Source organism: Accumulibacter sp. (genome assembly GCF_029255145.1).
In the GTDB taxonomy this organism is placed as follows: domain Bacteria; phylum Pseudomonadota; class Gammaproteobacteria; order Burkholderiales; family Rhodocyclaceae; genus Accumulibacter.
This window is the reverse complement of the sequence record NZ_JAPUVQ010000145.1, coordinates 88,590-112,343: the sequence shown is the minus strand read 5'-3', so window position 1 is coordinate 112,343 and position 23,754 is coordinate 88,590. Positions and strand designations below refer to the sequence as shown.

Genomic DNA, 23,754 nt, shown 5'->3' with positions numbered 1-23,754 from the left:
AGAGCAGTCGAGCGCGTACTCCCAGTTGTTCTCGCGCATGCAAACCCCGTGCTCCGGGTGCGGCACCTGGCCCAGACCAGTCAGGTACTCCGCACTTTTGGCATCCAGCGGGCGGAATACCGCGACCCTTAGCCGGCCGTCGTCCCGTGGCGTGATCGCGGCAATCAAGTCGTTACCACGCTGCACCGTAACCAGCTTGCCGCCGAGGTCGACTGGCCCGATCTCGATCCACCAGGTATCGCCAGCAGCTGAGATCACATCGCGCTCGTCTTCCGGCGCCAGCAACTCGGACAAACGACTCATCGCTGGCTCGAGGTCCTTCCAGTCAGTTTCCCTGTCGCGCGCAACCTCCTGAAGGCCATGCAGCATCATGGCCAGCGGCAGTTCCCCGCCCCCGGTCAGTACCGCCTGCAGATCAGCGCTTGCGATCGGATAGGCGATGTCCGGCAGGCCGTAGCGCGCCAGCGCCTCCGGCTTTAGATGCATTTCAGCGGAGTTCGGCATGGCGGGCCAAGAGTCCGTCAAACACGGCTTCGAGTTCAGGATGGACGCCACGAACACCCGCCACGACTTTGGCTGCCCAGTCGAAGTAGCCCTGCTTGCGCTCGGGCGACCAGTCTGCCGGCGGTGATGCCAAGATGTCCCGCAGGTTGCAGATCTTGTCGGCCAGCTTTACGAGCTTGGCTTCCTTTGAGATGTGCGGTGCGTGCTCAATCTGGCGCTGCTTGCGGACATGCTTGTCCAGCGATTTGTCGTCGGTCACGTCCAGCACAGTCGCAGTGATCTTCGCGCCGAAAATCGCGGTCAACTCCTCCGCCGTCGTGTTGGTGTCTTCGATGGTGTCGTGAAGGACCGCTGCGCTGAGGACCAATACATCGGTGACGCCACCCTCGTTCGCCAGCACGTTGGCCAGCGCGATCGGATGGTTGATGTAGGGCGACGCGTCCGCATCCTTGCGACGCTGCGTGCGGTGCTTGTCAGCAGCAAAAGCCACTGCCTTTACGAACACACCGATGGGGTCTGAGTTCTGAGGCATCCCTTGGTCCTTTCCTTGTTCTATGGCGCTCGCGGCGTCGAGGCATCAATCAGCGCAACTGCGCCCTCGCTCTTGCCAGTCGTGATCAACTCCCACAAGGCACGGCACTTGTCCTTGGCGTCGCCGGTCGCGTCCTCCAACTGCTTGATCAGGTCCAGGTCGATTTCAGCCTGCTGCTTTGCCTTGCGGCCGCCGTAGTCTTTGACGAGGTAGTCACCCGCCACGTCCATGGCCTTGATCAGGGAGTCTTCGTCGGTTTTGATGCCCTGCCAGAAGAAGCGGTCGGTCATCGCCTGCCTGGGGAACTCGGCGATCCCTTTCAGGAGCGCGAACGCCTGGCCCCACGGCGACGACCACTCGGACGATTGGCTCGGATTGAAAGCGACTGGTGAGTAGGCGACCCGGGGGATGATCTTGTCGGCCCTTGTTTTGTCCAGGCGCGCCTTGAGTTCATCCAGGATGTTGCCGACCGCGCTTTCAGGAATCTTGCCGCCCGGGTGGTAGGCCTCGTACATGCGCTGCGCGTCTGCACGAATTCGGTCGCGCTGCGACACAAGGAAGTCCTCGACACTGGCGCCGACAGTTGCTCCCAAGAGCTTCTTGGCGTCCTCGTTCGCGGCTGTCAGTGCTGCCTCGAACAATGGGATGGCCTGCCGTGGAATCCACCGCACGCCATCGGCCAGGGAAAACGAATATCGAGGCAGCAGTTCCCCGGACACCCGACGCAGGCGATCGATCTTCTTGAGCGTCGACTCGTCGAAAGGAGCAACCTTGATGGAGGTCTGCGCACGGACCATCCCGGTCTGACGGAACGAATCGACACCAAACCATTCCGGTTTGACCGGGGCTTCCAACGGGGGAATGCGGCTCAACTTGTCGATCGATACCAGCGCGCCAATGTCGAACACGCGGGCCACCCCTTCTGCGAGGTGGTCGAGCCTGGGGACCCCAATCTCATCGGTTGGCGAAGCCACCAGGTCACCGTGTACGTCGACCAGAACAACCTCGCCGGACTCCGGATCGACCTCGACCCTGACCGGTGCCTGTTCCTGCGCACCGTGGTCAAGACAGCGATTTCGGAAGGCATCCCAAAGGCGGGATGCTTCGATGTCCCCCTCGGGCAGTACCAGCCTGGGCATGGACGTCGCGACCTCGGGCCGCAGTGGGCCGGCAACGCCCCAAAGGTAATCGAACCACTTGCGACAGGCCTCAAACGCCCCTGCGGTTACCTGCATCGCAACGTTGGCGTGTGAGGCAGATGCCGGTGCGTACCCCAGGTTCTCTGTCGGACCACTCGAAATGGCCAGGCTGCCGTCAGCACTACAAAGGCAGAGCAAATTCGACGATCGATCGGTAAGGAATTGCTCCGGGTACAGCTTGAACGCAGCCCTGTCTCCGTGCCGCTCGACCAGGCGCAGCACTTCCTCGAGGTCTGCTTCGGTCGTCCTGCAGGTCGGGTGAATGCTCACGACCAAACGTAGCTGTGACTCCACTTGGTCGGCCAGAAAGCCCTCCATCCAGTTGATCGCACGGCTGTCGACAGCCGAAACAACACCGAAGATGGTGACTGCCGACCGAACCGCGCTCTCGAACGGCAATTCGGATGAATAGCTCGCCACGCCTGCGCTGACGCGTGGCTCTGGCCAGACAAACGGCATCTGCGGCGCAATCGGCTCGGTCTTCACAAATCACCCCCACTGGTTCGGCACCCCAGCCATGCAGCCCGGTGCATTCGGACTACATCGCATCATTAGGCGACGGATACGGACATTATTATGCGTTGATGGACACATTCTATGGCAGCTTATATACTTTCTGCAACAATCCGCACAAGTGCTACCAAAACCGCGTGAGCCGCACAGGATGCCAACTGAACAACTAGCTGAACTGACCCAACCGCAGCGTGATCGACTCGCGTTTGTGGAGTTGCGCGTGCGCTTCATTGGGGAGATCCGACGACAAGACTTGGTGTCGCGGTTTGGCATCCAGTCCGCAGCCGCGACTCGAGATCTCGCCGTCTACAAGGATCTGTCGTCCGGGAACATCGACTACGACTCCAAGGCCAAGTCCTATGTGCTGACGGACGACTTCCGCCCGCTGTTCGACTTCCCGCCTGAGCGCGTGTTGTCCTGGCTCACCCAAGGATTCGGTGACGGCGAACCGATGCGGCTTAAGCCGTGGGTGATCAGCGAAGTGCCTACCCGGCTCACCCACCCAGACTTAGACGTACTGGCGGCGGTCACGCGTGCCATTCACCAGGAGTGCCCGCTGGCCATCGAGTACCACTCGATTTCGAGCGGCTGCACTGAGCGAGAGATCGTCCCGTTCGCCTTGATCGACAACGGACTGCGGTGGCATGTCCGGGCTTTTGACCGCAAGTCCCAGGAGTTCCGCGACTTCGTCATCACTCGCATCAAGCACCCCAGGGTACTCAGGACTTCCCCCGTCGCACCTCATGAGTCCGACAGCCAAGACATTCAATGGAACCGGATCGTCGAGCTGGATCTGGTTCCCCATCCGGACCAACCCCGGCCGGAGATCACCGAAATGGACTACGGCATGCGCGAAGGCAGACTGCAGATGAAGCTGCGCGCTGCCGTTGCCGGCTACATCCTGCGCAAGTGGAGCGTGGACTGCTCCCCAGACCACAGTCTGCGCGGGCCGGAATACCGCCTCTGGCTCAGAGATCACCTCGCCATGTATGGCGTCAAGAACGCGATCCTGGCACCCGGTTACAGGTCACCTGACCAGCAGCGACTCGACGCGGAGGTCGACTGATGGTGGACCTCCAGGTGATCGATAAGCTCGATCGACTCGTCGACGAGGTGAGCGCATTGCACAGCAAGCTGATCTTGCTGATCGGTGGACCTCAGTCGGGCAAAACAGCGCTGATGGAAGCCTACGGGAGCAAGAAAGATCTGCCTCCCTTGCGTGTGGGCGCAGAACTGGGCGCCAAGCTCGCAGCACTTCCACAGCGCCGTCGCCAACTTCAGACGACATCCATCTTGCGCGATCTGGCCGACCAGCACGCCAAGGACAACCTGCTGCTGATGGACAACATCGAACTGCTTTTTGATCGGACGCTGCAACTTGATCCGCTTGACCTGCTCAAGCAACACGCACGAGTGCGTCGCGTCGTGGCAGTCTGGCCGGGTCAGCTAACCGAAGGCCGCCTCACCTACGCGACCACGGGGCACCCAGAACATCAGGACTATGGCACTGACGGCCTGGTCCCATTCGCAATTTAAAGGGAAGAGAGGAATCCATGCGCTACGGCGATCTCATTCAATTCGAACCGATTGAATCGGTCATCCAGCTGCTCGACGCCAACCGGCCCGACGAAGCCAAGAAGCTCGTCGCGACGTACGTCATCTCGGATGACATGGCGGAGCGGATCGCCAAGCTCATGATCCCTCAACTCTCGTTCGATGAATCAGTCGATCACAAGGGCGTGCTGGTGGTCGGCAACTATGGCACGGGTAAGTCGCACCTGATGTCAGTGCTCTCGCTCGTAGCGGAAGACCCGACCTATCTGTCGATGATCCGGCACCCGAAGGTAGCTGAAGCCGCGCAGGCGATCGCAGGCAAGTTCAAGGTGCATCGCATCGAGATTTCCAGCCAGATGTCCTTGCGCGACATCGTCACGCAGCAGCTCGAGTTGTTCCTCGAACAAAACGGTGTCAACTTCACCTTCCCTCCTGCCGACAAGGTCGTAAACAACAAGGCTGCGTTCGAGGACATGATGGCTGCGTTCGCTGAGGTCCATCCCAACCATGGCGTTTTGCTGGTGGTCGACGAGTTCCTCGAATACCTGCGATCGCGCAAGGACCATGACCTCGTGCTGGACCTTTCCTTCCTGCGCGAGATCGGGGAAGTCACCAAGCATCTTCGTTTCCGCTTCGTGGCCGGTGTCCAGGAGGCGATCTTTGACAGCAGTCGCTTCCAGCATGTGGCGGACAGCCTACGCCGCGTGAAGGACCGATTCACTCAGGTCCTGTTGGCCCGACAGGATGTCAGCTTCGTGGTCGCCGAGCGCCTGCTGAAGAAAACAACGGACCAGCAAAACAAGATCCGGAACTACCTCACCAAGTTCGCGAAGTTCTACAGCACGATGAACGAGCGCATGGACGAGTACGTGCGCCTGTTCCCGGTCCACCCAGAGTACATCGGCACTTTCGAACGCCTGATTTTCACGGAAAAGCGAGGAGCGCTGGTCACACTGCGCGACCAGATCCAGGCGATCCTGAACACAGACGTGCCTGAGGATCGGCCAGGCCTGATCGGGTACGACAAATTCTGGGAGACTGTCACATCGAACTCTGTGCTGCGGTCCGACCCCAACATCGGTCCTGTTCTGAAGGTTTCAGAGGTCCTGACTGAGCGCATCCAGAAGGCATTCACCCGGCCAGCCTACAAGGCGATGGCCCAGCGCGTGATTGCTGGCCTGTCAGTCCAGCGACTGACCACGGGTGGCGATATCTACGTGCCGGTCGGCCCCACGGCGATCGAACTGCGTGACACGCTTTGCCTGTACCAGCCAGGCATTGAAGACATGGGTGGAGAGCCTGCCGATGACCTGCTGACGGCGGTCCAAACAACGCTGCGTGAGGTCGTGAAAACGGTCAATGGCCAGTTCATCTCCAAGGCGCCAGATACCGAGCAGTACTACCTCGACCTCAAGAAAGACGTCGACTACGACGCCCAGATCGAAAAGCGTGCCGAGGCACTGTCCGACGATGCACTGGACCGTGCTTACTACGGAGCCGTCAAGCAGCTCATGGAGCGCACGGACGACAGCACCTACGTGACCGGCCACCAGATCTGGCAATACCAGATCGAGTGGCAGGATCGTCGTGTTGAACGGGACGGCTACCTGTTTTTCGGAGCACCAAACGATCGCCCCACTGCACAACCCGAGCGCGACTTCTACGTCTACTTCATACAGCCTTTCGAGCCACCGCGCTTCCGTGACGAGAGCAAGTCCGACGAAGTCTTCTTCCGTCTGAAGGGACTCGATGACGCCATCCGTCGTCACCTGGCGTACTACGCCGCAGCACAAGACCTTGCATCGACTGCCAGCGGTAGCGCCAAAGGCATCTACCTGGATAAGGCCAAGGACGCGCTGCGTGACATGAGCAAGTGGCTCCAGGAAAAGCAGATGACGGCGTTCGAGGTCACTTACCAAGGCAAGACCAAGACTCTTCAGGACTGGGCAAAGGGCGTCAACCTCCGCGATCGCTTGCGCCTGGGTGCCGACGAACGCGCCAACTTCCGGGACATCGTCAATGTGGTCTCGGGCATCGCTTTCAACCAGCGCTTTGCGGACTTGGCACCGGAGTACCCAACTTTCTCAACGCTGGTCACTGAAGCCAACCGCAAGCAACTCGTGGGCAGTGCGCTCAAGATGCTCGCCGGTGGTGCTCGCACCAAGGACGCAAACGCCATCCTCGATGCACTGGAAATGCTCGATGGCGACCGCGTCGATGCCGGGCGCTCTCGATATGCCCAGGAGGTTCTGAGTCGCCTCAAGACCAAGGGCCACGGGCAGGTCCTGAACCGCAGCGAACTGCTAAACGGACAGACAGACGTCGAATACTTCCATCCGATCAAGTTCCGTCTCGAACCCGACCTGCTCGTCACTGTTCTCGGTGGCCTGATTTACTCCGGCGACATCGTTCTCGCCATCACTGGGGACAAGATCGACTCCGGCAAGCTCACCCTGCTGGCTGAGCGAAACCTCGAAGACCTCAAGCAGTTCAAGCACGTTGAAGCACCCAAGGAAATCAACGTCGCCGTCCTTCGTTCGCTGTTCGAACTGCTTGGCCTGTCGCCTGGGCTCGCACAATTGGCCACCCAAGGGTCTGAAGAGCCTGTCAAGCAACTACTCGACTCCGTCTCGGAACTCGTCAGCCGCGTGCTGACCGCCGGCACGGATCTGCAAGGCAAGCTGACGTTCTGGGGCAAGCCCCTCCTGACCGAGGACGAGATCGCCGACTGGCGCAAACGACTCGAAGCGCTGAAGACGTTCACCGAAGGGCTGAGTCCTTACAACACCGTCGGCAAACTCAAGAACCTGCGGATCGGATCGGACGACATCGATGCACAGAAAAAGAATCTTGAGGTTCTGTCTGCAGTCGAGAAGCTGCAAGAACTGATCGCCGAGTTGGGCACCACCGCGTCGTACCTGTCCCAGGCTGAAATGGTTCTCGCCAGCGACCACCCCTGGGTCCAAAAGGCGCAAGCGGCTCGGAAATCAGTCCTCGACAAGCTCGCAAATGACCGCAGTGCGCAACATGCTGCCGAGTACCGCCAGACGCTCGCACAGCTCAAGAAGGACTATCTGACCGCTTACGTGGCCCAGCATAGCAAGGCCCGGCTCGGCGTTGCAGAAGACAAGACTAAGTCAGCACTGCGCAAGGACAGCCGATTGGTTTCGATGCGTGCGCTGGCGAGTATCGAGATGATGAACACCGCCCAGCTGACGTCCTTCGAGGAGAAGTTGGACAAGCTCAAGAGTTGCGCGTCGCTGGTCGAATCGGAGTTGTCGGCCAGTCCTTACTGCCCACACTGCAGTTTCCGCCCTGCCAACGAACAAGGGGATTTCCTGCCGGCAGCCAACGTGCTCAAGCAACTCGACGACGAGCTGGACAAGCTGCTGGACGGATGGCAGCAGACGCTGCTGGACAACCTCGACGATCCGATCATCCAGGCTAACTTTGACCTTCTGAAAGCTGCCGCCCGTGACTTGATCCAGAAGTTCATCGCATCCAAGAAGCTGCCGGATCCGATCCCGCCGGGGTTTGTCAGCGCCATTCAGGAGGCGCTCTCTGGCCTTGAGAAGGTCAAAGTTTCGGGGGACGACATCCGTATGGCGCTGCTGCATGGCGGCTCCCCAGCTACCCCAGAGGATTTGCGCAAGCGCTTCGAGTCGTTCCTGACCGAACGCTCCAAGGGCAAGGACGCATCCAAGCTCCGATTCGTTGTGGAGTGAGCGGTGAGCAAGACGACCTCTCAGACTGCCCGACGAAGTTGGATTCCTCACTACATAGCGTGGTCTTCACTGCCGGACCTTTTTGCCGTAGAGGTATCAGGCAAGGACCCCGATGTGGTCGGATTCGTCTCGACGGGCTCAATGGATGTGACGATCTGGCACCCCAAAAAAGCTGCCCGAGCGATGAGTGCGCTGATCCATGGACAAGACTCGCTGCTTGGTCAACTTGCAATAGGCGCTTGGGATCCGCTGCGACTGAAGCCATTGGCCACTGGCACCCCGAGGGAAAAAAGTGTCAAGGTCTACTTTCACGGAGCCTTTAGTCTCGACAGTTCAGATGTCCTTCTGGTCATTGCAGGGCGGAATGCACCCGTGCAACCGTACGAATGGACTTCTCAGTCTTTGAAGACAGAGGCTGACTCCTTGTATGCAGCTCACCTCACTGAGATGGCTGATTTCGAGGATCGAGTCAGTCGCGACAAACTCGACAGAGAACGGCTGTATGAGAAGAGTCCCGAGCTGAAGCGGTTTGAGGGACTCGGACCGCAAGAACAGCCACCGTCAGTGCAGGCCAAATTGCTGTTGCCGTTTTTGCCCAAGGCAACCACGTTTGGTGCACCATTAACGTTACGGCCTGACGCACTTGATCGACGATCAATTGCGGCAATCGAGGACTCTGGGTGGCTGCCATCGCGTGACGGCACCTACTTGGGAATAAGGCACATCCTTGTTGGCACCAAGATATCCTGCGTTCTGACATGGGAGCCATACAGTGGCCCACCCTCTTATCCAGAGGTGCGATGGGCGGTTCAGCGCCGCCTACCCCAAGCTCTTCGCAAGCCGAGATTGGCGCATGTCGGACGCCCCGAGTTCGAGAGCGGCGCACAGCCGTCTGACCAGCCGACTGGGACCGTCAGCGGTGTAGACAGCGGGGGACAGGAATGGCTCGACTCCTTGGATGATGTCCAGCTCGACGATCGTGACTACAGGGAACGTATCGACGAGAGTCGAAAGGACCGACAGGCGCGAGGCTTCGAGGCCATCGCGTGGTTTCAGCCCTACCACTCCTATTCTGAGGAGGTCTGGGGCATCTATTTCGACGCACGCAAACTAGATGATCTCGCGTTAAGCCTGTTGGAGGACTTCAGGTCGCATCGCGTTCACTGGTCCCCAAGTAACGCAGCGCGTCTGGCGTTCGGTCTGACTTATGCGCACGAGCTGTTCCACGCTCGGGTTGAGGCTGCGCTTTCGTGGCTCGAAGTCAACGCCCTGCAACCCCGTCATCTGCGTTACAAGCAGCGCGTCTACGACACCTTGCGCGAGACGCCCGATTGGCTGGAAGAGGCATTGGCAAACTGGACGAGTTGGGACTGGTTTCAGTCTGAGCCCATCCAGGCACTGTTTGCGCGCAGCAAGGCCAACCTCGATGGGTTGCGAAAGGTGGTGGAGTCGTCGCTTGACCTTTCCCCACCGGGCTATCGCGATTGGCGACTGGGACATCACCCCGTCACCTGGCGAAACTTCACCACCCAACTTAGTACCGGGCAGGCGAAAACGTCGGCTTCAGCCTTGGCCTTGCCATTGGAGAGCACGCTGCGGGGTCCACTGCCATACGACTTCCTGGCAAGCGACATCCCGCTGCGATTCGTTGGTTCTGGCGTAATTGCTGATCGCCTCCAGTCACAACCGGCCACCTTCAACGTTCCGACACGGCGCGAGCTTGAAAGAGCCCTGAAGTTCTTCAGGCACATCCTAGACGTCTCGGGCGGCAAGGGCGGGCACCAAAAGTGGACCGGCCCCGACCAACGGGCCTTCATTCTTCCAACGCGGGACCCGGTGAGCGTGGGCGTCTTCAAGACGTTCCTGCAGCACCTGGGGATCGACAAAGCAACCTACGTGCGCGAAGTGCGCCCGAACCTGTGAATTTGGGACTTCCCTATGAACGATCTACTCAAACACCAAAACCAGGACACCGGCCCCGTCGAGTGCCTAGGGATCAAATTCCCAAACGATCAGGCTCGTCGCGAGCATTTTCTGAAGATCCTTGCTGAAAAGCTCAAGGATCCAGCTTTCCGCAAACAAGACGGCTTTCCAACGGGCACGGACGAGGCGATTCTGGCCATGTCCGATCCGCCTTACTACACCGCGTGCCCGAATCCCTTCCTTGAGGACTTCGTTCGTCACTACGGCAAGCCTTACGACCCGAGTGCTAAGTACAGCAGAGAGCCCCAAACGGTTGACGTGACAGTAGGCAAGACAGACGCACTCTACAAGGCCCACTCGTATCACACCAAGGTACCTCACTTGGCGATCGTGCCCTCGATCTTGCACTACACGGAACCCGGCGACATCGTTCTGGATGCCTTCGGTGGTTCAGGAATGACGGGGGTTGCAGCGCAGTGGTGCGGCTTGGCTCCGGCTGCATATCGCCACGAGCTTGAGATGGAGTGGAAGAAGCAAGGCAAGCCAGCGCCCAAATGGGGCGCGCGGCGTGCCGTCATCAACGATCTATCGCCTGCCGCCACCTTCATTGGCGCGAACTACAACATCCCGGTCAATGTGGAGGCCTTTGCCAAAGCCGGCAAGCAGCTTCTTAAGGAGCTTGAACAGGACATTGGGTGGATGTATGAAACCATTCACACCGATGGAAAAACCAAAGGGCGGATCGAGTACACAGTTTGGAGTGAGGTTTTCACGTGTCCGCATTGCGCAGGGGAGGTGAATTTCCTTGATGAGTCACTCGATGAAGATACTAAGCGGGTCAGAGACGAGTTTCCCTGTCCACATTGCGGTGCTGAACTAACGAAGAAAAAGCTCGATAAATTGCTGGAGTCTGCGATTGATCCTGTCTCAGGCAAATCAATCAAAACAGCAAAACGAGTGCCGAGTTTGATCAGCTATGTCGTGAACGGCAAACGGCATGAAAAAAAACCGGATCTTGCTGATAAAGAGGTATTGAGCAAAATCAATACTCTTCCTATTCCACCGTCGCTGCCTGCCAACCGGATGATGCATGCACCAGAAGAGCAGCAGAAATGGGGAGACAAGTGGAGAGCAGGATCTGCATCGTTTTCGCATGTCCACCATTTGTTTTTACCGCGTGCGGCACAGGCAATCGGAAAGCTGTGGGAAAAGGCTTATACCCATCCAGACCCCCGAATTCGCGCCTTTTTACTATATATGGTTGAGCAGTCGATATCTGGTTTATCAATCCTAAACAGATATCAACCGATTCAACAAGGTCGCCCCGGTGGCTCGCAAGTCAATCGTCAACTGTCCGGCGTTTACTACGTTGCATCCCAACACTCTGAATGCAGCCCTTGGTACAACTTGGGGGGGAAACTAGAGCGGCTGATCAAAGCATTTCATGATTACAAAGCCAGCTCTGGATATTCGGCAATCACAACTGGAACAGCCGCCCAACTTGGGCTTCCAGAAAACAGTATTGATTACATTTTTACTGACCCACCGTTTGGCGACAACCTCGCATATTCGGAGTTGAACTTTATCGTTGAAGCCTTCCACCGCGTATTCACACATCAGGGTCCGGAGGCTGTAATGAGCGAGAGCCAGCAAAAAGGCTTACACGAATACTACCGGCTGATGAAGGCATGCTTCTCCGAATACTACAGAGTGCTCAAACCTGGTCGTTGGATGACGGTGGTGTTTTCGAATACACAGGCAGCGGTATGGAACGGTATTCGAACTGCCTTGCAAGAGGCGGGTTTCGTTATTGCCAACGTTTCGGCTCTCAATAAGGTCCAAGGCAGCTTCAACGCGGTCTCTAACGCAACGTCTGTTAAACAGGATCTGGTGATTACCGCCTACAAACCCAATGGGGGGCTAGAAGATCGATTTGTGAAATCTGAGGGTCATATTGATTCGGTGTGGGACTTTGTCAGAACGCACCTCGGATATCTGCCCTCGGTAAAAATGCGGGCTGGCGAACTTGAGTTCATTCAAGAACGCGATCCCCGAATTATTTTCGACCGCATGGTAGCGTGGTTTGTGAAGCACGGCTTTGCTGTGCCATTGTCCAGCCAAGAGTTCCAGGCTGGATTAATGCAGCGCTTCGAGTCACGCGACGGCATGACCTTCCTTCCTGAGCAAGCGACGGAATATGACAAAAAACGCATGCAGGTCGCGTCCGCGCCACAGATGGAGATGTTTGTTTCCGACGAGAGAAGCGCCATTGATTGGCTCGCAGATTTCCTGAAGAAGCGGCCATCTACATATGCCGAAATCACTCCGGAATACATGCCTATTGTCGGCGCCGCCAAGAAGAAGGGAGAGGTAATCCCCGAGCTCATACGTTTGCTCGACGAGAACTTCATTCAATTTGACGGCAAAGGCGAGGTGCCAAGTCAAATTCACAGTTATCTGTCCACCAATCACAAAGACTTACGAGGCTTGGACAAGACCAGCCCACAGCTCATTGCCAAGGCAAAGGACCGGTGGTACGTGCCTGACCCGAATAAGGCTCAAGACCTTGAGAAGAAGCGCGAAAAAGCACTACTGAAGGAGTTCGAGGGCTACGCTGGTGCAGCCGGCCGTAAGCTCAAGGAGTTCCGACTTGAAGTTTTGCGTGCTGGCTTCAGGACTGCATGGGCCAATAAGGATTACCAGACGATCATCAAGGTCGCCCAAAAAATCCCGGAGGAAGCTCTGCAGGAAGACGAAAAACTACTGCTCTGGTACGACCAAGCCCTGACTAGAACGGAGGGCAGTGCCTGATGGTGCAAGCATCCGCCGTGGGGCATTCCATTGGCGATTGGTGCTGGCACAAGCGCCAAGCGACACCGTGCCAGGTGGTGGATCGCCAGGAGTTTTGGGGGGACACGGTCTACCGTGTCTGGCTCCCTACCAGGGACGCGGTGGTGCGGGTGCGTTCGGCGGATTTGGATGCTATTGGCAGCGTTCGACCATCCGTCGATCATGTTCTGCACACCGTGTCGGCTGCCAAGCTGCTCGATGCGCTTGAAGACAACCTGCTGCTGGCGCCCATCCAGTCCAGCGTCGTCCCACTGCCCCATCAGTTGTACGCGCTGAACCGAGCGATGAGCCAGCACCGCATCCGCTACCTGCTCGCGGATGAAGTCGGGCTGGGCAAGACGATCGAGGCTGGCCTGATCCTTCGGGAACTGAAGTTGCGCGGGATGGCCAAGCGGATCCTGGTGGTAGCACCCAAAGGCCTCGTTCGCCAGTGGCAAGCTGAGATGCGTCTCCACTTCGGGGAAAAGCTGCAGTACATCGACCCGGCAGAGTTAGCTTCGTTCCGCCAGTGGCGCAACGATGAGGAAAACCTCTGGCGGCTCCACGATCAGGTCATCTGCTCGCTGGATTCGGTGAAGCCCATCGAGGGCCGAAGGGGCTGGAGCCTGGAGCAACTGCAGCGGTACAACCAGGAGCGCTTCGAGGACTTGGTCTCCGCGTCATGGGACCTCGTCATCATCGACGAGTCGCACCGCATGGGCGGCAGCACGGAACAGGTCGCGCGCTACAAACTGGGCGCTGCATTGGCGGAGGCAGCGCCATACCTGTTGTTGCTGTCGGCAACCCCACACCAGGGTAAGACTGACCAGTTCCTGAGACTGATGCAACTCCTCAACCGGGATGCATTCCCGGATGAAAGCAGCGTCAATCAAGACCGCGTCCGCCCATTTGTCATACGCACGGAGAAGCGCGTTGCTATCAACGCAGAGGGGCAGCCACTCTTCAAACCGCGTATGACACGCCTGCATGCGGTGGCTTGGCAAGAGCGTCACGGGGCACAGCAACGCCTGTACGAGGCGGTAACGGACTACGTTCGCCATGGCTACAACAAAGCGCTCGCTGCAAAGCAACGCCATATCGGATTTCTGATGATCCTGATGCAGCGACTGGTGACGTCCAGCACAGCAGCCATTCGCACCACGTTAGAGCGACGTCTGGCGCTGCTCGACGAGCCTCAACTCCAGAACAGCCTGTTCGAGTCTTCCGACACCGAGGAATGGTCCGAACTGGACGGTCAGTCTCAGGTGGACATCGCTATTCAGATGGAAGGTTGGGCGCAGGAAAAGTCAGAAGTCGAACTGCTGCTCAACCTGGCACGCGAGACAGAGGCACAGGGGACGGATGCCAAGGCCGAAGCACTACTGGAATTGGTCTACAAGCTCCAGCAGGAGGAGAACGATCCTGCACTGAAGGTGTTGATCTTCACGGAATTCGTGCCGACACAGGCAATGCTGACGTCGTTCCTTGAAAGTCGCGGCTTTTCTGTAGCGCAGTTGAATGGAGGCATGGACCTCGACGCGCGGACGAAGGCGCAACAAGCGTTCTCGCAGGATGTTCGCGTTCTGATCTCCACCGACGCTGGCGGCGAAGGCCTGAACCTTCAGTTCTGTCACGTCATCGTCAACTTCGACATGCCGTGGAACCCGATGCGACTGGAACAACGCATCGGCCGCGTGGACCGTATTGGTCAACAACACGTCGTCCGCGCCATCAACTTTGTCCTGGAGGACACCGTCGAGCATCGCGTGCGCCAAGTGCTCGAAGAGAAGCTGGCTGTGATCGCCCAAGAATTCGGAGTCGACAAAGCATCCGACGTGATGGACTCCGTTGAAGCTGAGCCCATCTTCGATGAACTCTTCGTGCATGGGTTGCAGGATCCGACGTCGATCGAGCGTGAGTGCGACGCAGCGATCAATCAAGTGCGCGACAAGGTGGCGGAATCCAGGAAAAACAGCGAACTGCTCTCTGACGCCCATTCGCTGGAGGCGGACGATGCACGCAAGTGGCGAGACCATCCAGCCCAGTTCTGGCTGGAGCGCGCCATCACGGCCGGTTTGCCGGCACGCGGAGGCAGCGCAGTCAAGGCTGGTGATGCGTGGCGTGTGCGTTGGATGGACGGCAGCGAATCGTCACGCGCCTGCTTTGATGCGCGGACGGCTGAGCAGAACCCCAACCTCGATTGGATCACCCTAGAGGACCCGCGCGCACGAGCGGTGATCAGCGAGTTACCAAGATGGGCAGCGGGACAGCCGATGCCTGTGGCGAAGATCTCCGGCCTGCCAGACAACTTGCAGGGGGTGTGGTCACTGTGGGAGATCAGCCTGTCTGCGGTCGGGTTCAGCAAAAAGCGTTTCCTGCCTGTCTTTTCCACCGACGAGGGGCGCACCTACCTCCCCACGGCTAAACGCATCTGGGATCTGTTATTGACGGAGTCCGTTGAAGTTCTGGATGCAACACCCATCGAACATTCAGAAGGATGGTTCGAAGTCTCCATGGCCGCAGCTAAGACACAGGGCGAGCGTGTCTTTTCCAGCTTAGTTGAAGAGCAGCGCATCCAACTGCGGGAAGAACGCGATCGCGCCCAGTACGCATACGAAGCCCGGCACCAGGCCATCGGCCGGATTGGTCTTCCGCAGGTTCGGGAGCATCGCCGCAAGAGGCTCAAGGCCGAGCACGACGCCAGGATGGCAGCACTCGACGATGCCGAGGCGAGCGTGCCTGACCTGAACGCGGTGCTGATGGTTCGGATCGGGTCGGCTCCACTTTGCGCTGCCCATGCAGAACGAGAAGGGGTTGCCAGATGAGCGGTTGGGTGGATCGTATCCTCAAGGAGTTCACTGCGGATTTGTCGCGCTTGTGGATCGCAGCGGACCCTGATGATGTCTTGCTGGACGAGCGCGTCTTGTCAGGCCTGCGTGAGCGCGGTTTTGAGCTGTTGCCCTACGACGACTCGGTCGCATTCCGCGCCGAGTATGAGGAGCGGTATCGCACTGCCTGGGACCATGACCAGGATGCGCCATCGAAAGCTTTGGTGCTGCATCTGCGGGGTAGCTCCAGCGGCGATCTTCCTTGGGACTACCTATCGCAAGCGCGGCAAGTCAGCGTTAGTCTGGCCAACCTGTTCCCGAAGCTCAGCTACTCGGTCGTCCGCCAGGTAGGTCCGGACCAACACGAAGCGCTGTTCGATGCCCATGCCAAACATGCTTCACAGGCAATGGGTGAGTCTTCCACCAAGGAATTCATCCTCACCCATATCTACAAGATCAGCCCACACCTCATAGCCCGACCGGAAGACCTATGGCGGGAATTGCTGCGGCTCCATTACCGCGATGCAGCGCTTCCCGCCGTGCTCGCAGAACATGTCGCTGGGGTGTTGTCCGAGATTGCCGCGCTAAAACCGCTACCGTTGCGACAATTATTTGAATCGAAGCCAGCGCTGCTGCGCACCGTACAGGATGCTTGGTATCGCTACCTTTCGAGTCATGGGGTAACAGGGACGCGGATCGGGGAGCCTTCTCCTGCCGAGCTTCAGCTGCGTGTCGAGATCCCTTTCGAGCATCCTGACGTCCGCGTTTGGATCGACTCGATGTTCCTGGACGGGCTGTTGCATCCGCTGTCCGTGCAAGGCATGCCCACTTCCATTCCCGAATGGGCGAAGGTGGGCGTGGTTCAGGATCCGCTCGCGCTTCGGACCCTCGTAGCAGAAGGGATCAAGGCCATTCAGCAGGCCCTGCCAGACACTGAATCCTCGTACCGCGACTGGATCAACACCGCACGCAAATTTGGCGAGGTTCTGGGTCGTTACCACGGGCTGGACGCGACTCGAGCAGAGGGATTGAAGGCCAGCATGGCGGAGCTGCAACGGGCCACCGACGAACAACTGATCGCTTGGTCAAGCAAGCATTACGCTGACCTGCCATCACTCCCCATAGTCAAAGGGCCGGTGATGGTTCATCACATTCCCCGTTACCTGGCACGGCAAAGAACCGAGGGCTCGGGTCGGGTCGCGTTGCTCGTGTTTGACGGTCTTGCCATCGATCAGTGGGTACTCGTCCGGGAGTGTCTTGGCCGCCGCGCCCCAAACTATGGCTTTGATGAGTCTGCTTGCTTCGCATGGATGCCAACGCTGACCTCTGTATCGAGACAGGCCATCTTTTCCGGTTTGAAGCCGCGAGAGTTCACGGAAACGATCGAGACAACGGCATCTGAGTCAGCACACTGGAGCAGGTTCTGGCAAGACCAAGGACTCAAGCCGAACGAGATCTTTTACCGGAAGGGACTTAAGCGCAACGACCAACTGGAGGAGCTTGAATCCTCAATCGGAAGCGCAATCAAGGTGGCAGGGATCGTCGTCGACACTGTCGACGAAATTGTCCACGGCGCTGTCCTTGGCAAACGCGGAATCGCCACTCAGATCGAGCACTGGTGCGACTCCGGCTTCGTCGATCGTCTGTTTGCGCTGCTGCTGGCGAAAGGATTCGACGTTTACCTAACTGCGGATCATGGAAACGTGGAGGCTATCGGGCAAGGGCGGCCCAAGCAAGGCGTTGCTGCAGAAATGCGCGGAGAGCGTGTCCGTACCTACCGCAACGAAGCGATCGCTGCTGAGTCCGAGGCTGCTTGTCCAGGTTCTCACCGAATAAACGTCGCTGGACTTCCGGTGAACTATCAAGCCCTATTCGCAGGTGGCCGCGGCGCATTCATGCTTCAAGGGGAGCACGCTGTTGTTCACGGTGGTGTCTCGGTCGAAGAACTGATGGTGCCCTTTGTCCGAATAATTCATGAGAAGAAAAATGAACGCTGAACTTCCTGCGATTGCATTTGACCGATTCATCCGGCTTGACTGGATTGCTGAAGCGCTAAAAGTTCGATCAGGACAAATCTCTCCAGAGCAACTCGAGGCGTTCTTGGATAGCGCCGGCCTTGGCCAGGAAGCAAGAAAGAAAACCCGCACAAAACTCAAAATCCTCTGTTTGGAGCCTCGAAGCGAACTCAAGGAGTTTATGGATCGCGGTACCAAGATCGCGCTGACCGCAACTTCTCCCAATGCGATATTGCCGTTCGCCTGGGGCGCAATCATCACGAACTACCCCTTTTTTTCGAGGGTCGCTGAACTTGTTGGACGACTCTCCTCAATTCAAGGGGATTGCGCTGCAGCGGAGGTCCATCGGCGCATGAGCGAAATCTATGGTGAGAGACACAACGTAAAAGTTGCAACTAGGGCAGCTATTCAGACCCTTATCGATTGGTCCGTAGTTCTTCGGCAAGACGATGAAAACCGACTGACTCCAGCAAAGCCACTTACGCTGTCTGACCATGAGTACATCCTGTGGCTTATCGAGGCGATGGTTCGGCAGGCCGGAAAACCTATACCTCTTGAGAACATCAACTCATCCCCGCTCGGATTTCCGTTTTACTTTGATGCGTCGATTTCATACTTGGTATCTGGCTGCGATCACCTAGAGTTGAGGCTGGAGGGCGCAAGCAAACAGTTCGTTGCGCTGCGAAGCGACGCTTAAAAATTCAAGAGCGACAAACTACATGGCTGGGATGGAATATCACAAATACAGCATCGAGGAAGCATTCCGCGAGTGCTTCTACATCGTACCCGACTACCCGACCCACGTCTGCAACGACTTCAGTCGCTCTGCCGACAGCGCCAAGAAAAAGATGATTAATTAAGTAGCATGAACCATGGGAAATCATCTCACAGCAACAGAAGCGGCAAAAATCACGCAAGACAACACGCCCGGCCCACCCACGTTAAGTGATTTGCCGCTGAACGAACTCAGGCAATGGAACCTCAAAAAAGTTATTTCAGAGGCTTCATACCAGGGTTATTCACGCGTCTTCATCGAAGTACACAAAGACGATGTTGAGTGGCTTGAGGACTTAGGCTTTAATCTGCAGGCACACAGCAATGACGACGAAGAGGCAAATTATCTTAGCCAACGACTTGCAGAGGAAAATGAGCGACTGATTGAGTTCATCGGGAGACTAGATGAAAAGACCGATTTCCTCCAAGTCATATTCAATACTCGAATCACCAAACCAGATTCATTTCTGGATTTCCTTGAAAAACTTCTCCACAAACGGGAAGAAAGACTTGAAGTTGAAACCTTCATTGAAGGCATTTCCGCCTTCCCACTTGCTGCGCACGTTAATCTCAGAAGATACCAGTACCTGATTGATGAGGTTGTCAGATCCAAAAACGCTTGTCGGGACATTCAGCGCCGAATCGCAGCCCTCGACAATGATGACCTTTACATACCAAAGCCAATTAACAAAGGTTTTGTTGTCTCTTGGGAATCATCAGACTCCGATACGGTTTCAGCGGATGGCTTTTGTCCTCAAAAACTATCTTGGTTTTCAAGTGACGGACAGCACGTTTTGAGCATATTGCTCGAAGATATAGAAAGCAAATCCACTGAAGGTCAGTCGCATACAAGCATTTTCTTATCAAAGGATGGTGACGACTGGCTATTCTTTGAAGCTTACGATCAAGAATCAATCTCTGATTTATCAGCCCCAAACCTTGACGCCGTGAAGGAGCTCATTCAATTCCTTGGATACGGAATTGCTCAACGCAGTTTCAATTTCACCTCAGGCTCAGGCGATGCAAAGTTAACCAGGCTATTTTACGAACTCCTTATCTACTGGCCAAAAACAAGCCTCGACGGCTGAGTTTTCAATTTCTCAAAAAAATTCTCAGCTCTGCTTCTCGCCTTAACACCAATCCTGGCAACACTTTGCCGCCACCGTAGATCCAGCGCCGTAGTTCCGCTGCAGCGCCTACCCAATCCCGGTGATTTATCCTCCGTCGCAGCGTCGACGTTTGCAGCCGCCCTGCACCGAGGTTGAACGTGAAGTCAACGATCGCGGCAAGTCGCCCCTCGGGCTCGGTGGCCAGCACTGGGCAATACCGCAAGGTAGCCTCTAACGCGACGATCAGATCGCGCGCCAGATAGGTATCACCCTCTTCCATGGTAATGGGCGGATGCTTCGGGTCACAGAGATGGCCGTAGCCAATCGTCCAGTAGCCTGCCGGGCAGACGTAGGGATACGCACGGCCAGGATCGTTCTTCGGCACGCGGTGAAAGCCCTCGAAGCGCTTGGCCAGATCAATGGCCGCTTGTGGAACCGTGATCACGGCCGCACCCGGTCGAACACACGCCCCAGGAACCAGAAGTTCAACACCCCAGCCCAGAGCGCTTGGTCGGCCTCCGTCCAGGCATGCAAGATGGCCGTCCCCCAACCAGCGCCAGCGGTCACGGCTGCTGCGAACGCTGCCGTCTTTGCAGCGCAGTACAACGCCATAAACCAGTAGGTGATCACCGGCCGAACGCTGACCGACAGGGCATCAGCCCAGCCAACGCCCGATTTTTGGCCCTGTGCTGCCACAGCATCACGCAAGGCCTCGACAGCGCCCACGTTCCAGGCCGCATCGGAGGCAGCACCGATCTCGGCCATACGCTGGGCTCCGCGCAATTTCTCGAATTCCAACGCCTTGTCCTGCATCGCCAGTTCATGGCCACGTTCCCCTTGGCGATCCAGCCACTTCAGAATCTCGGGTGCTAGACGGAAGGCCCCTCCAAGTAGGCCGCCAAGCAAGGTCTCAATCATTGGGGACCTCCCATCAGCTTGAGCTTGATGGCAGCACCAACCAGAAGCGCGGCCAAGATGCCTGTGGTGACGACCTTGATGGTCGTCTGCCAAGCGGTATGGCGGGCATCGCGCCAGGCTTCAAGCAGATCACGCAACTCTCGAATGTCACGCGCGGCGTGGCCGTTTTCGAGGCCGAGGTGCGACAGGCAACGCTCCGCTCCACGTTCGGCTGCGCGGTCGAGCAATTCGTCGAAGTCCTCTTTGCGCAAGAGGAGCATGTTCTCGACGAGGGCAGGTTTTTCTTGATCAGACATTGGCGGTCTCCATAAAAAACGAAACCCGCCCGGCGCGTGAGCACCGGAACGGGTTTCAAGGGATGAAGTTTTGGGTTGGGTGAAGCGGATTTCAGATTTCGATGATTTCGGTGGGCAGATCGGGCGCCAGCCCTTCGATCACCCCGTCGCGCACGAAGACTTTGCGGCCCACCAGTTCGGGACTGCCCCCGCGTGCTTTCAATAAGCCGCCACCGGGTAAAACCACGGTTGCGACGTTGGCAGACACGGACTGAACGGCCCCGACCTGCAAGGCCGGATCGGGGATCAGTGCCAGGAATTCCTTGAACAGATTACGCATGGCACTCGACTCCCAGGCTCTGGTAGACCTCGGGCAGCCCCACTTCGACGTTGGTCGAGCGGACCAGGCCCAGTTGGGTCTGGCCTTCGTCCTCGTACTGGATGTAGGCGCCAGGCCGGATGATCCCGGTCGTCGGCAATACCGGCAGACGCAACCCGATCTCCAGTTGCCGTCCGGTGTCGGACAGGATGGACAGGCCCCGCTGGCGTGCGGCAGCCGCTGTCGTGATCAGAGGATCGGTGACCATCGGCGCCATCAAATCCCCCGCTGAGCCGGCACGTGTCACCTGGCCGATGACACCTTGCTCCTGACCACTGACAAAGACCCGGTTGTAGGCCGGTTTGTCTCTCCATGCGATCGACTCACGACTCATCGCGGCCGCTGGCAGGACAAAGTCCGGGGTAATTTCACCCCAGTGCCACGGTGCCAATGGGTACAGGGGGCGAACCTGGAACGACATGCTACTTGCGTGCGGAATCAGATACGCCCCTCCGGCACGCGCCAGGGTGGCCAACGCGCTGATGAACGTCCCCTGATGCGCAAAGATACCGGCAGGCACATTCCACGCTTCCAGCCCATAGTCGATGGTCCAGCCCAAGGGGATGCCGTTCAAGGTCAGCACGTCATCAAAGAGTTGCTGATGCGATCGCGCATCCATGTTGGTAAAGCTCATCGTCGCCGCGTAGGGCGCATCGAGCAGCGCCTGCCGCCCCCGCCCACTCACCCGCAGCATCGTCTGGCCAAATGTGCGCTCGCGGCTGAGGCTTTCGGCCAGGACGCGGAATTCAGTGCCATTGATCCATGCCGAGAGTTCGACCGGGCCTGCGTTGGTGGGCTCCACCAGCGCCTGCGCGGCCCCGGGCAAGGCGGCCTCGAAGCCCCATACCCAGGAGCCAGCATCCAGACGCAAGGACATGGACACGGTCGGCACGCTGACGTTGTCCGAGACGCGCTTCAAGGTGCAGTGATTGATCACGAGATAGACCCTCTGGATGGCAACGACCACCGTGCCGCCCACGGGAGGCGGCAATGGCGAGTAGCCGTCGCACTGGAAGAACAACAGCCCGTCACTGGCAACGGGTGAAGCGAACACCAGATGCGGACTGCGCGAATAACACGCCTCGGGTGGCACGACCGGAGGAATGACCACCCGGGACAGTCCTGGCGGGGGCACGCGCGCCTCCTGGTACCGACCAACCCAGCCCCATCGCTCGGGCTGCGCACTTTGGTGATCGCTCGCCAGACCTCGCGCCAGAGCCACTGCCACTTGCCAGATGCCCCGTCGACTCGCGCGCACCGAACGATCGCCATCCTGTTGCAGACACAGAACTCCAACAGCCGCCCCTTCGGCATCCTGATGGGGCGACATCAGGTCTCGCCATAAGGGGCTGGCATCTTGCTGCCGGAGCGGACTTTCCCAAGGCAGAGACATCGCGGACTGGTGCAGCTGCAGCCAGCGCAAGGCACTGGGCTGCAAACGCTGCGGTAGTCGGTGCTCGATGCCCTGGCGCGCCTGCCGAGCAACTTGCCAATCGCTGTGCCAGCCGGCCAGCGATTTGCGCGCGTCTTGCTGACCGTGCCGAACGCCACGTTCCGATGGGCTGGCCAGTCGCCAGTGATCGCGGCGGTGCGCCACCGTGGGTCGAGCGGTCAAGGAGACATAGCGCAGCGTCGTGTGCATCGACGCCAGCGTCGGAAGCACCCCACTCAAGGCAAAGGGGAAACGTGGTGCAATCTCCACGTGCGGCACCCCAGCCCCCGGCGGTGCAATGCCCATCGGCGTGGCCGCGAACTCGGCCCAGTTCTCCACCAGAGAGGTGCCAAACCGGGATGAATCCCAGCCTTGACCGTGAGCGAAGCTGTGAAACAACCAGACGCGTGACGCACCGAAGGCGGTGTCCTGCCAGCCGTCCGGAAAGGCCCGGCTCTCCCAGGCGAAGTAAAACGGCGTGTTGAGCGCCGGTGGCCGGTTGAGGAAGGCCTGCACAAAGGCGAAATCGACCGTGGCCCCTTGGGTGTCCGCATCGAATACCTTGGGTCGTGCGACGCGCTCGGGTGGCGCAATCCCTCGAGGTGCCACGGTCGCCGCCAGGTTGCGAACCCCTGCCCAGCCAAACTTGGACGCATCCCCAACGGAAGCCGTCAGCGGCTGCTTGATGCCCAGATGGAATGCGGTGTTGGCTGCTGGCGGAACACCGTAGGGCCGATCGAAGTTGAAATCGATACTGCCCGTTGCCCCCACGCGGGGCTTGCCGGTGATCCTGGACGACTGCCACCCTGCAGCAAAAAGCTGTGGCGGCTTCTTGATCCGTTCGATGCTGCCGAAACGACTGCTGTCGCCCACCGTAGCCGCCGTAACGACCATGGTGCCACCGAAGTAGAACGCCGTGTTCTGCCCCGTCAGGGGGGCATAGGCAGCCGTGAAAGCGAAATCTCGACTCGCCCCACTGTTGGCAACCGACGGCCAGACGCGCAGGGCACGGGGCACCACCCCGCTGTCGATGCCTTGGGGGGCCACGGTGCGTGCCGCATTGGCCACGCCCGCCACCCCAAACTTCGCGCCCTCTCCCGCTGAAACCCCGGCAGCCAGGGTATCGCCACTGAAATGAAAGGCGACATTGGCCACGGCGGGGGCCGCATAGGTCTGGTCAAAGGCAAACCAAACCGCTGCCCCGTTCTGATCCGGGTAATAGACCGAATGCGTCAGGGCGATCCG

17 protein-coding genes are annotated in these 23,754 nt (G+C 58.3%); 10 read left to right on the top strand and 7 right to left on the bottom strand.

Features of this window, described 5'->3' with window-relative positions; genetic code table 11:
• Positions 1–487: 487 nt before the first annotated feature.
• Both Q1L50_RS18495 and Q1L50_RS18490 read right to left on the bottom strand, forming a co-directional pair.
• Positions 488–1,015, bottom strand: coding sequence for an HD domain-containing protein (locus Q1L50_RS18495; protein ID WP_300341648.1), 528 nt, complete (start codon positions 1,013–1,015; stop codon positions 488–490).
• A 41-nt stretch (positions 1,016–1,056) separates the two neighbouring features.
• Entirely contained in the window at positions 1,057–2,721 is a 1,665-nt protein-coding gene (locus Q1L50_RS18490; protein WP_300341609.1) for a hypothetical protein, read from the bottom strand.
• Between the two features lie 178 nt (positions 2,722–2,899).
• On the opposite strand from Q1L50_RS18490, the gene Q1L50_RS18485 reads away from it, so the two are divergent.
• From Q1L50_RS18485 to Q1L50_RS18440, 10 genes are read left to right on the top strand one after another with little or no spacing between them, the layout of a single operon-like run.
• Complete coding sequence (locus Q1L50_RS18485; protein WP_300341607.1) at positions 2,900–3,814, top strand: WYL domain-containing protein; 915 nt, start codon at positions 2,900–2,902, stop codon at positions 3,812–3,814.
• Positions 3,814–4,284, top strand: coding sequence for a BREX-3 system P-loop-containing protein BrxF (brxF, locus tag Q1L50_RS18480; RefSeq protein WP_300341605.1), 471 nt, complete (start codon positions 3,814–3,816; stop codon positions 4,282–4,284). The genes Q1L50_RS18485 and brxF overlap by 1 nt, the downstream gene beginning before the upstream one ends.
• A 17-nt stretch (positions 4,285–4,301) precedes the next feature.
• Positions 4,302–8,027: a DUF6079 family protein gene (locus tag Q1L50_RS18475; protein WP_300341603.1), complete on the top strand. Its 3,726-nt coding sequence runs from the start codon at positions 4,302–4,304 to the stop codon at positions 8,025–8,027.
• 3 nt (positions 8,028–8,030) lie between these two features.
• Positions 8,031–9,950 (top strand): hypothetical protein, encoded by a 1,920-nt coding sequence (locus Q1L50_RS18470; RefSeq protein ID WP_300341601.1) that lies wholly within the window; start codon positions 8,031–8,033, stop codon positions 9,948–9,950.
• 15 nt (positions 9,951–9,965) lie between these two features.
• The gene (locus Q1L50_RS18465) at positions 9,966–12,761 is read left to right on the top strand and encodes a DNA methyltransferase (protein WP_300341599.1); all 2,796 of its coding nucleotides are present in this window, start codon (positions 9,966–9,968) and stop codon (positions 12,759–12,761) included.
• A complete protein-coding gene (locus Q1L50_RS18460; RefSeq protein ID WP_300341597.1) occupies positions 12,761–15,604 on the top strand; it encodes a helicase-related protein in 2,844 nt (947 codons plus the stop codon). The genes Q1L50_RS18465 and Q1L50_RS18460 overlap by 1 nt, the downstream gene beginning before the upstream one ends.
• Positions 15,601–17,604 (top strand): BREX-3 system phosphatase PglZ, encoded by a 2,004-nt coding sequence (pglZ, locus tag Q1L50_RS18455; protein ID WP_300341595.1) that lies wholly within the window; start codon positions 15,601–15,603, stop codon positions 17,602–17,604. Before Q1L50_RS18460 ends, pglZ begins: the two co-directional genes overlap by 4 nt.
• Positions 17,594–18,319 carry a hypothetical protein gene (locus tag Q1L50_RS18450; RefSeq protein WP_300341593.1) on the top strand — a complete coding sequence of 242 codons (726 nt, stop codon included), beginning with the start codon at positions 17,594–17,596 and terminating at the stop codon, positions 18,317–18,319. The genes pglZ and Q1L50_RS18450 overlap by 11 nt, the downstream gene beginning before the upstream one ends.
• Positions 18,320–18,350: 31 nt before the next feature.
• On the top strand, positions 18,351–18,482 hold the full coding sequence (locus Q1L50_RS18445) for a hypothetical protein (protein ID WP_300341591.1): 132 nt from the start codon (positions 18,351–18,353) through the stop codon (positions 18,480–18,482).
• Between the two features lie 12 nt (positions 18,483–18,494).
• Positions 18,495–19,484 carry a hypothetical protein gene (locus Q1L50_RS18440; RefSeq protein WP_300341589.1) on the top strand — a complete coding sequence of 330 codons (990 nt, stop codon included), beginning with the start codon at positions 18,495–18,497 and terminating at the stop codon, positions 19,482–19,484.
• Positions 19,485–19,488: 4 nt separating this feature from the next.
• Here the strand turns inward: Q1L50_RS18440 and Q1L50_RS18435 are convergent, their stop codons facing one another.
• The 5 genes from Q1L50_RS18435 to Q1L50_RS18415 form a co-directional block, all read right to left on the bottom strand.
• A complete protein-coding gene (locus Q1L50_RS18435; protein WP_300341588.1) occupies positions 19,489–19,950 on the bottom strand; it encodes a lysozyme in 462 nt (153 codons plus the stop codon).
• Complete coding sequence (locus Q1L50_RS18430; RefSeq protein ID WP_300341586.1) at positions 19,947–20,423, bottom strand: hypothetical protein; 477 nt, start codon at positions 20,421–20,423, stop codon at positions 19,947–19,949. The genes Q1L50_RS18435 and Q1L50_RS18430 overlap by 4 nt, the downstream gene beginning before the upstream one ends.
• A complete protein-coding gene (locus Q1L50_RS18425) occupies positions 20,420–20,719 on the bottom strand; it encodes a DUF6127 family protein (RefSeq protein ID WP_300341585.1) in 300 nt (99 codons plus the stop codon). The genes Q1L50_RS18430 and Q1L50_RS18425 overlap by 4 nt, the downstream gene beginning before the upstream one ends.
• A 91-nt stretch (positions 20,720–20,810) precedes the next feature.
• Positions 20,811–21,038 carry a hypothetical protein gene (locus Q1L50_RS18420; protein ID WP_300341583.1) on the bottom strand — a complete coding sequence of 76 codons (228 nt, stop codon included), beginning with the start codon at positions 21,036–21,038 and terminating at the stop codon, positions 20,811–20,813.
• On the bottom strand, positions 21,031–23,664 hold the full coding sequence (locus tag Q1L50_RS18415) for a hypothetical protein (RefSeq protein WP_300341581.1): 2,634 nt from the start codon (positions 23,662–23,664) through the stop codon (positions 21,031–21,033). The genes Q1L50_RS18420 and Q1L50_RS18415 overlap by 8 nt, the downstream gene beginning before the upstream one ends.
• Positions 23,665–23,754 lie beyond the last annotated feature (90 nt).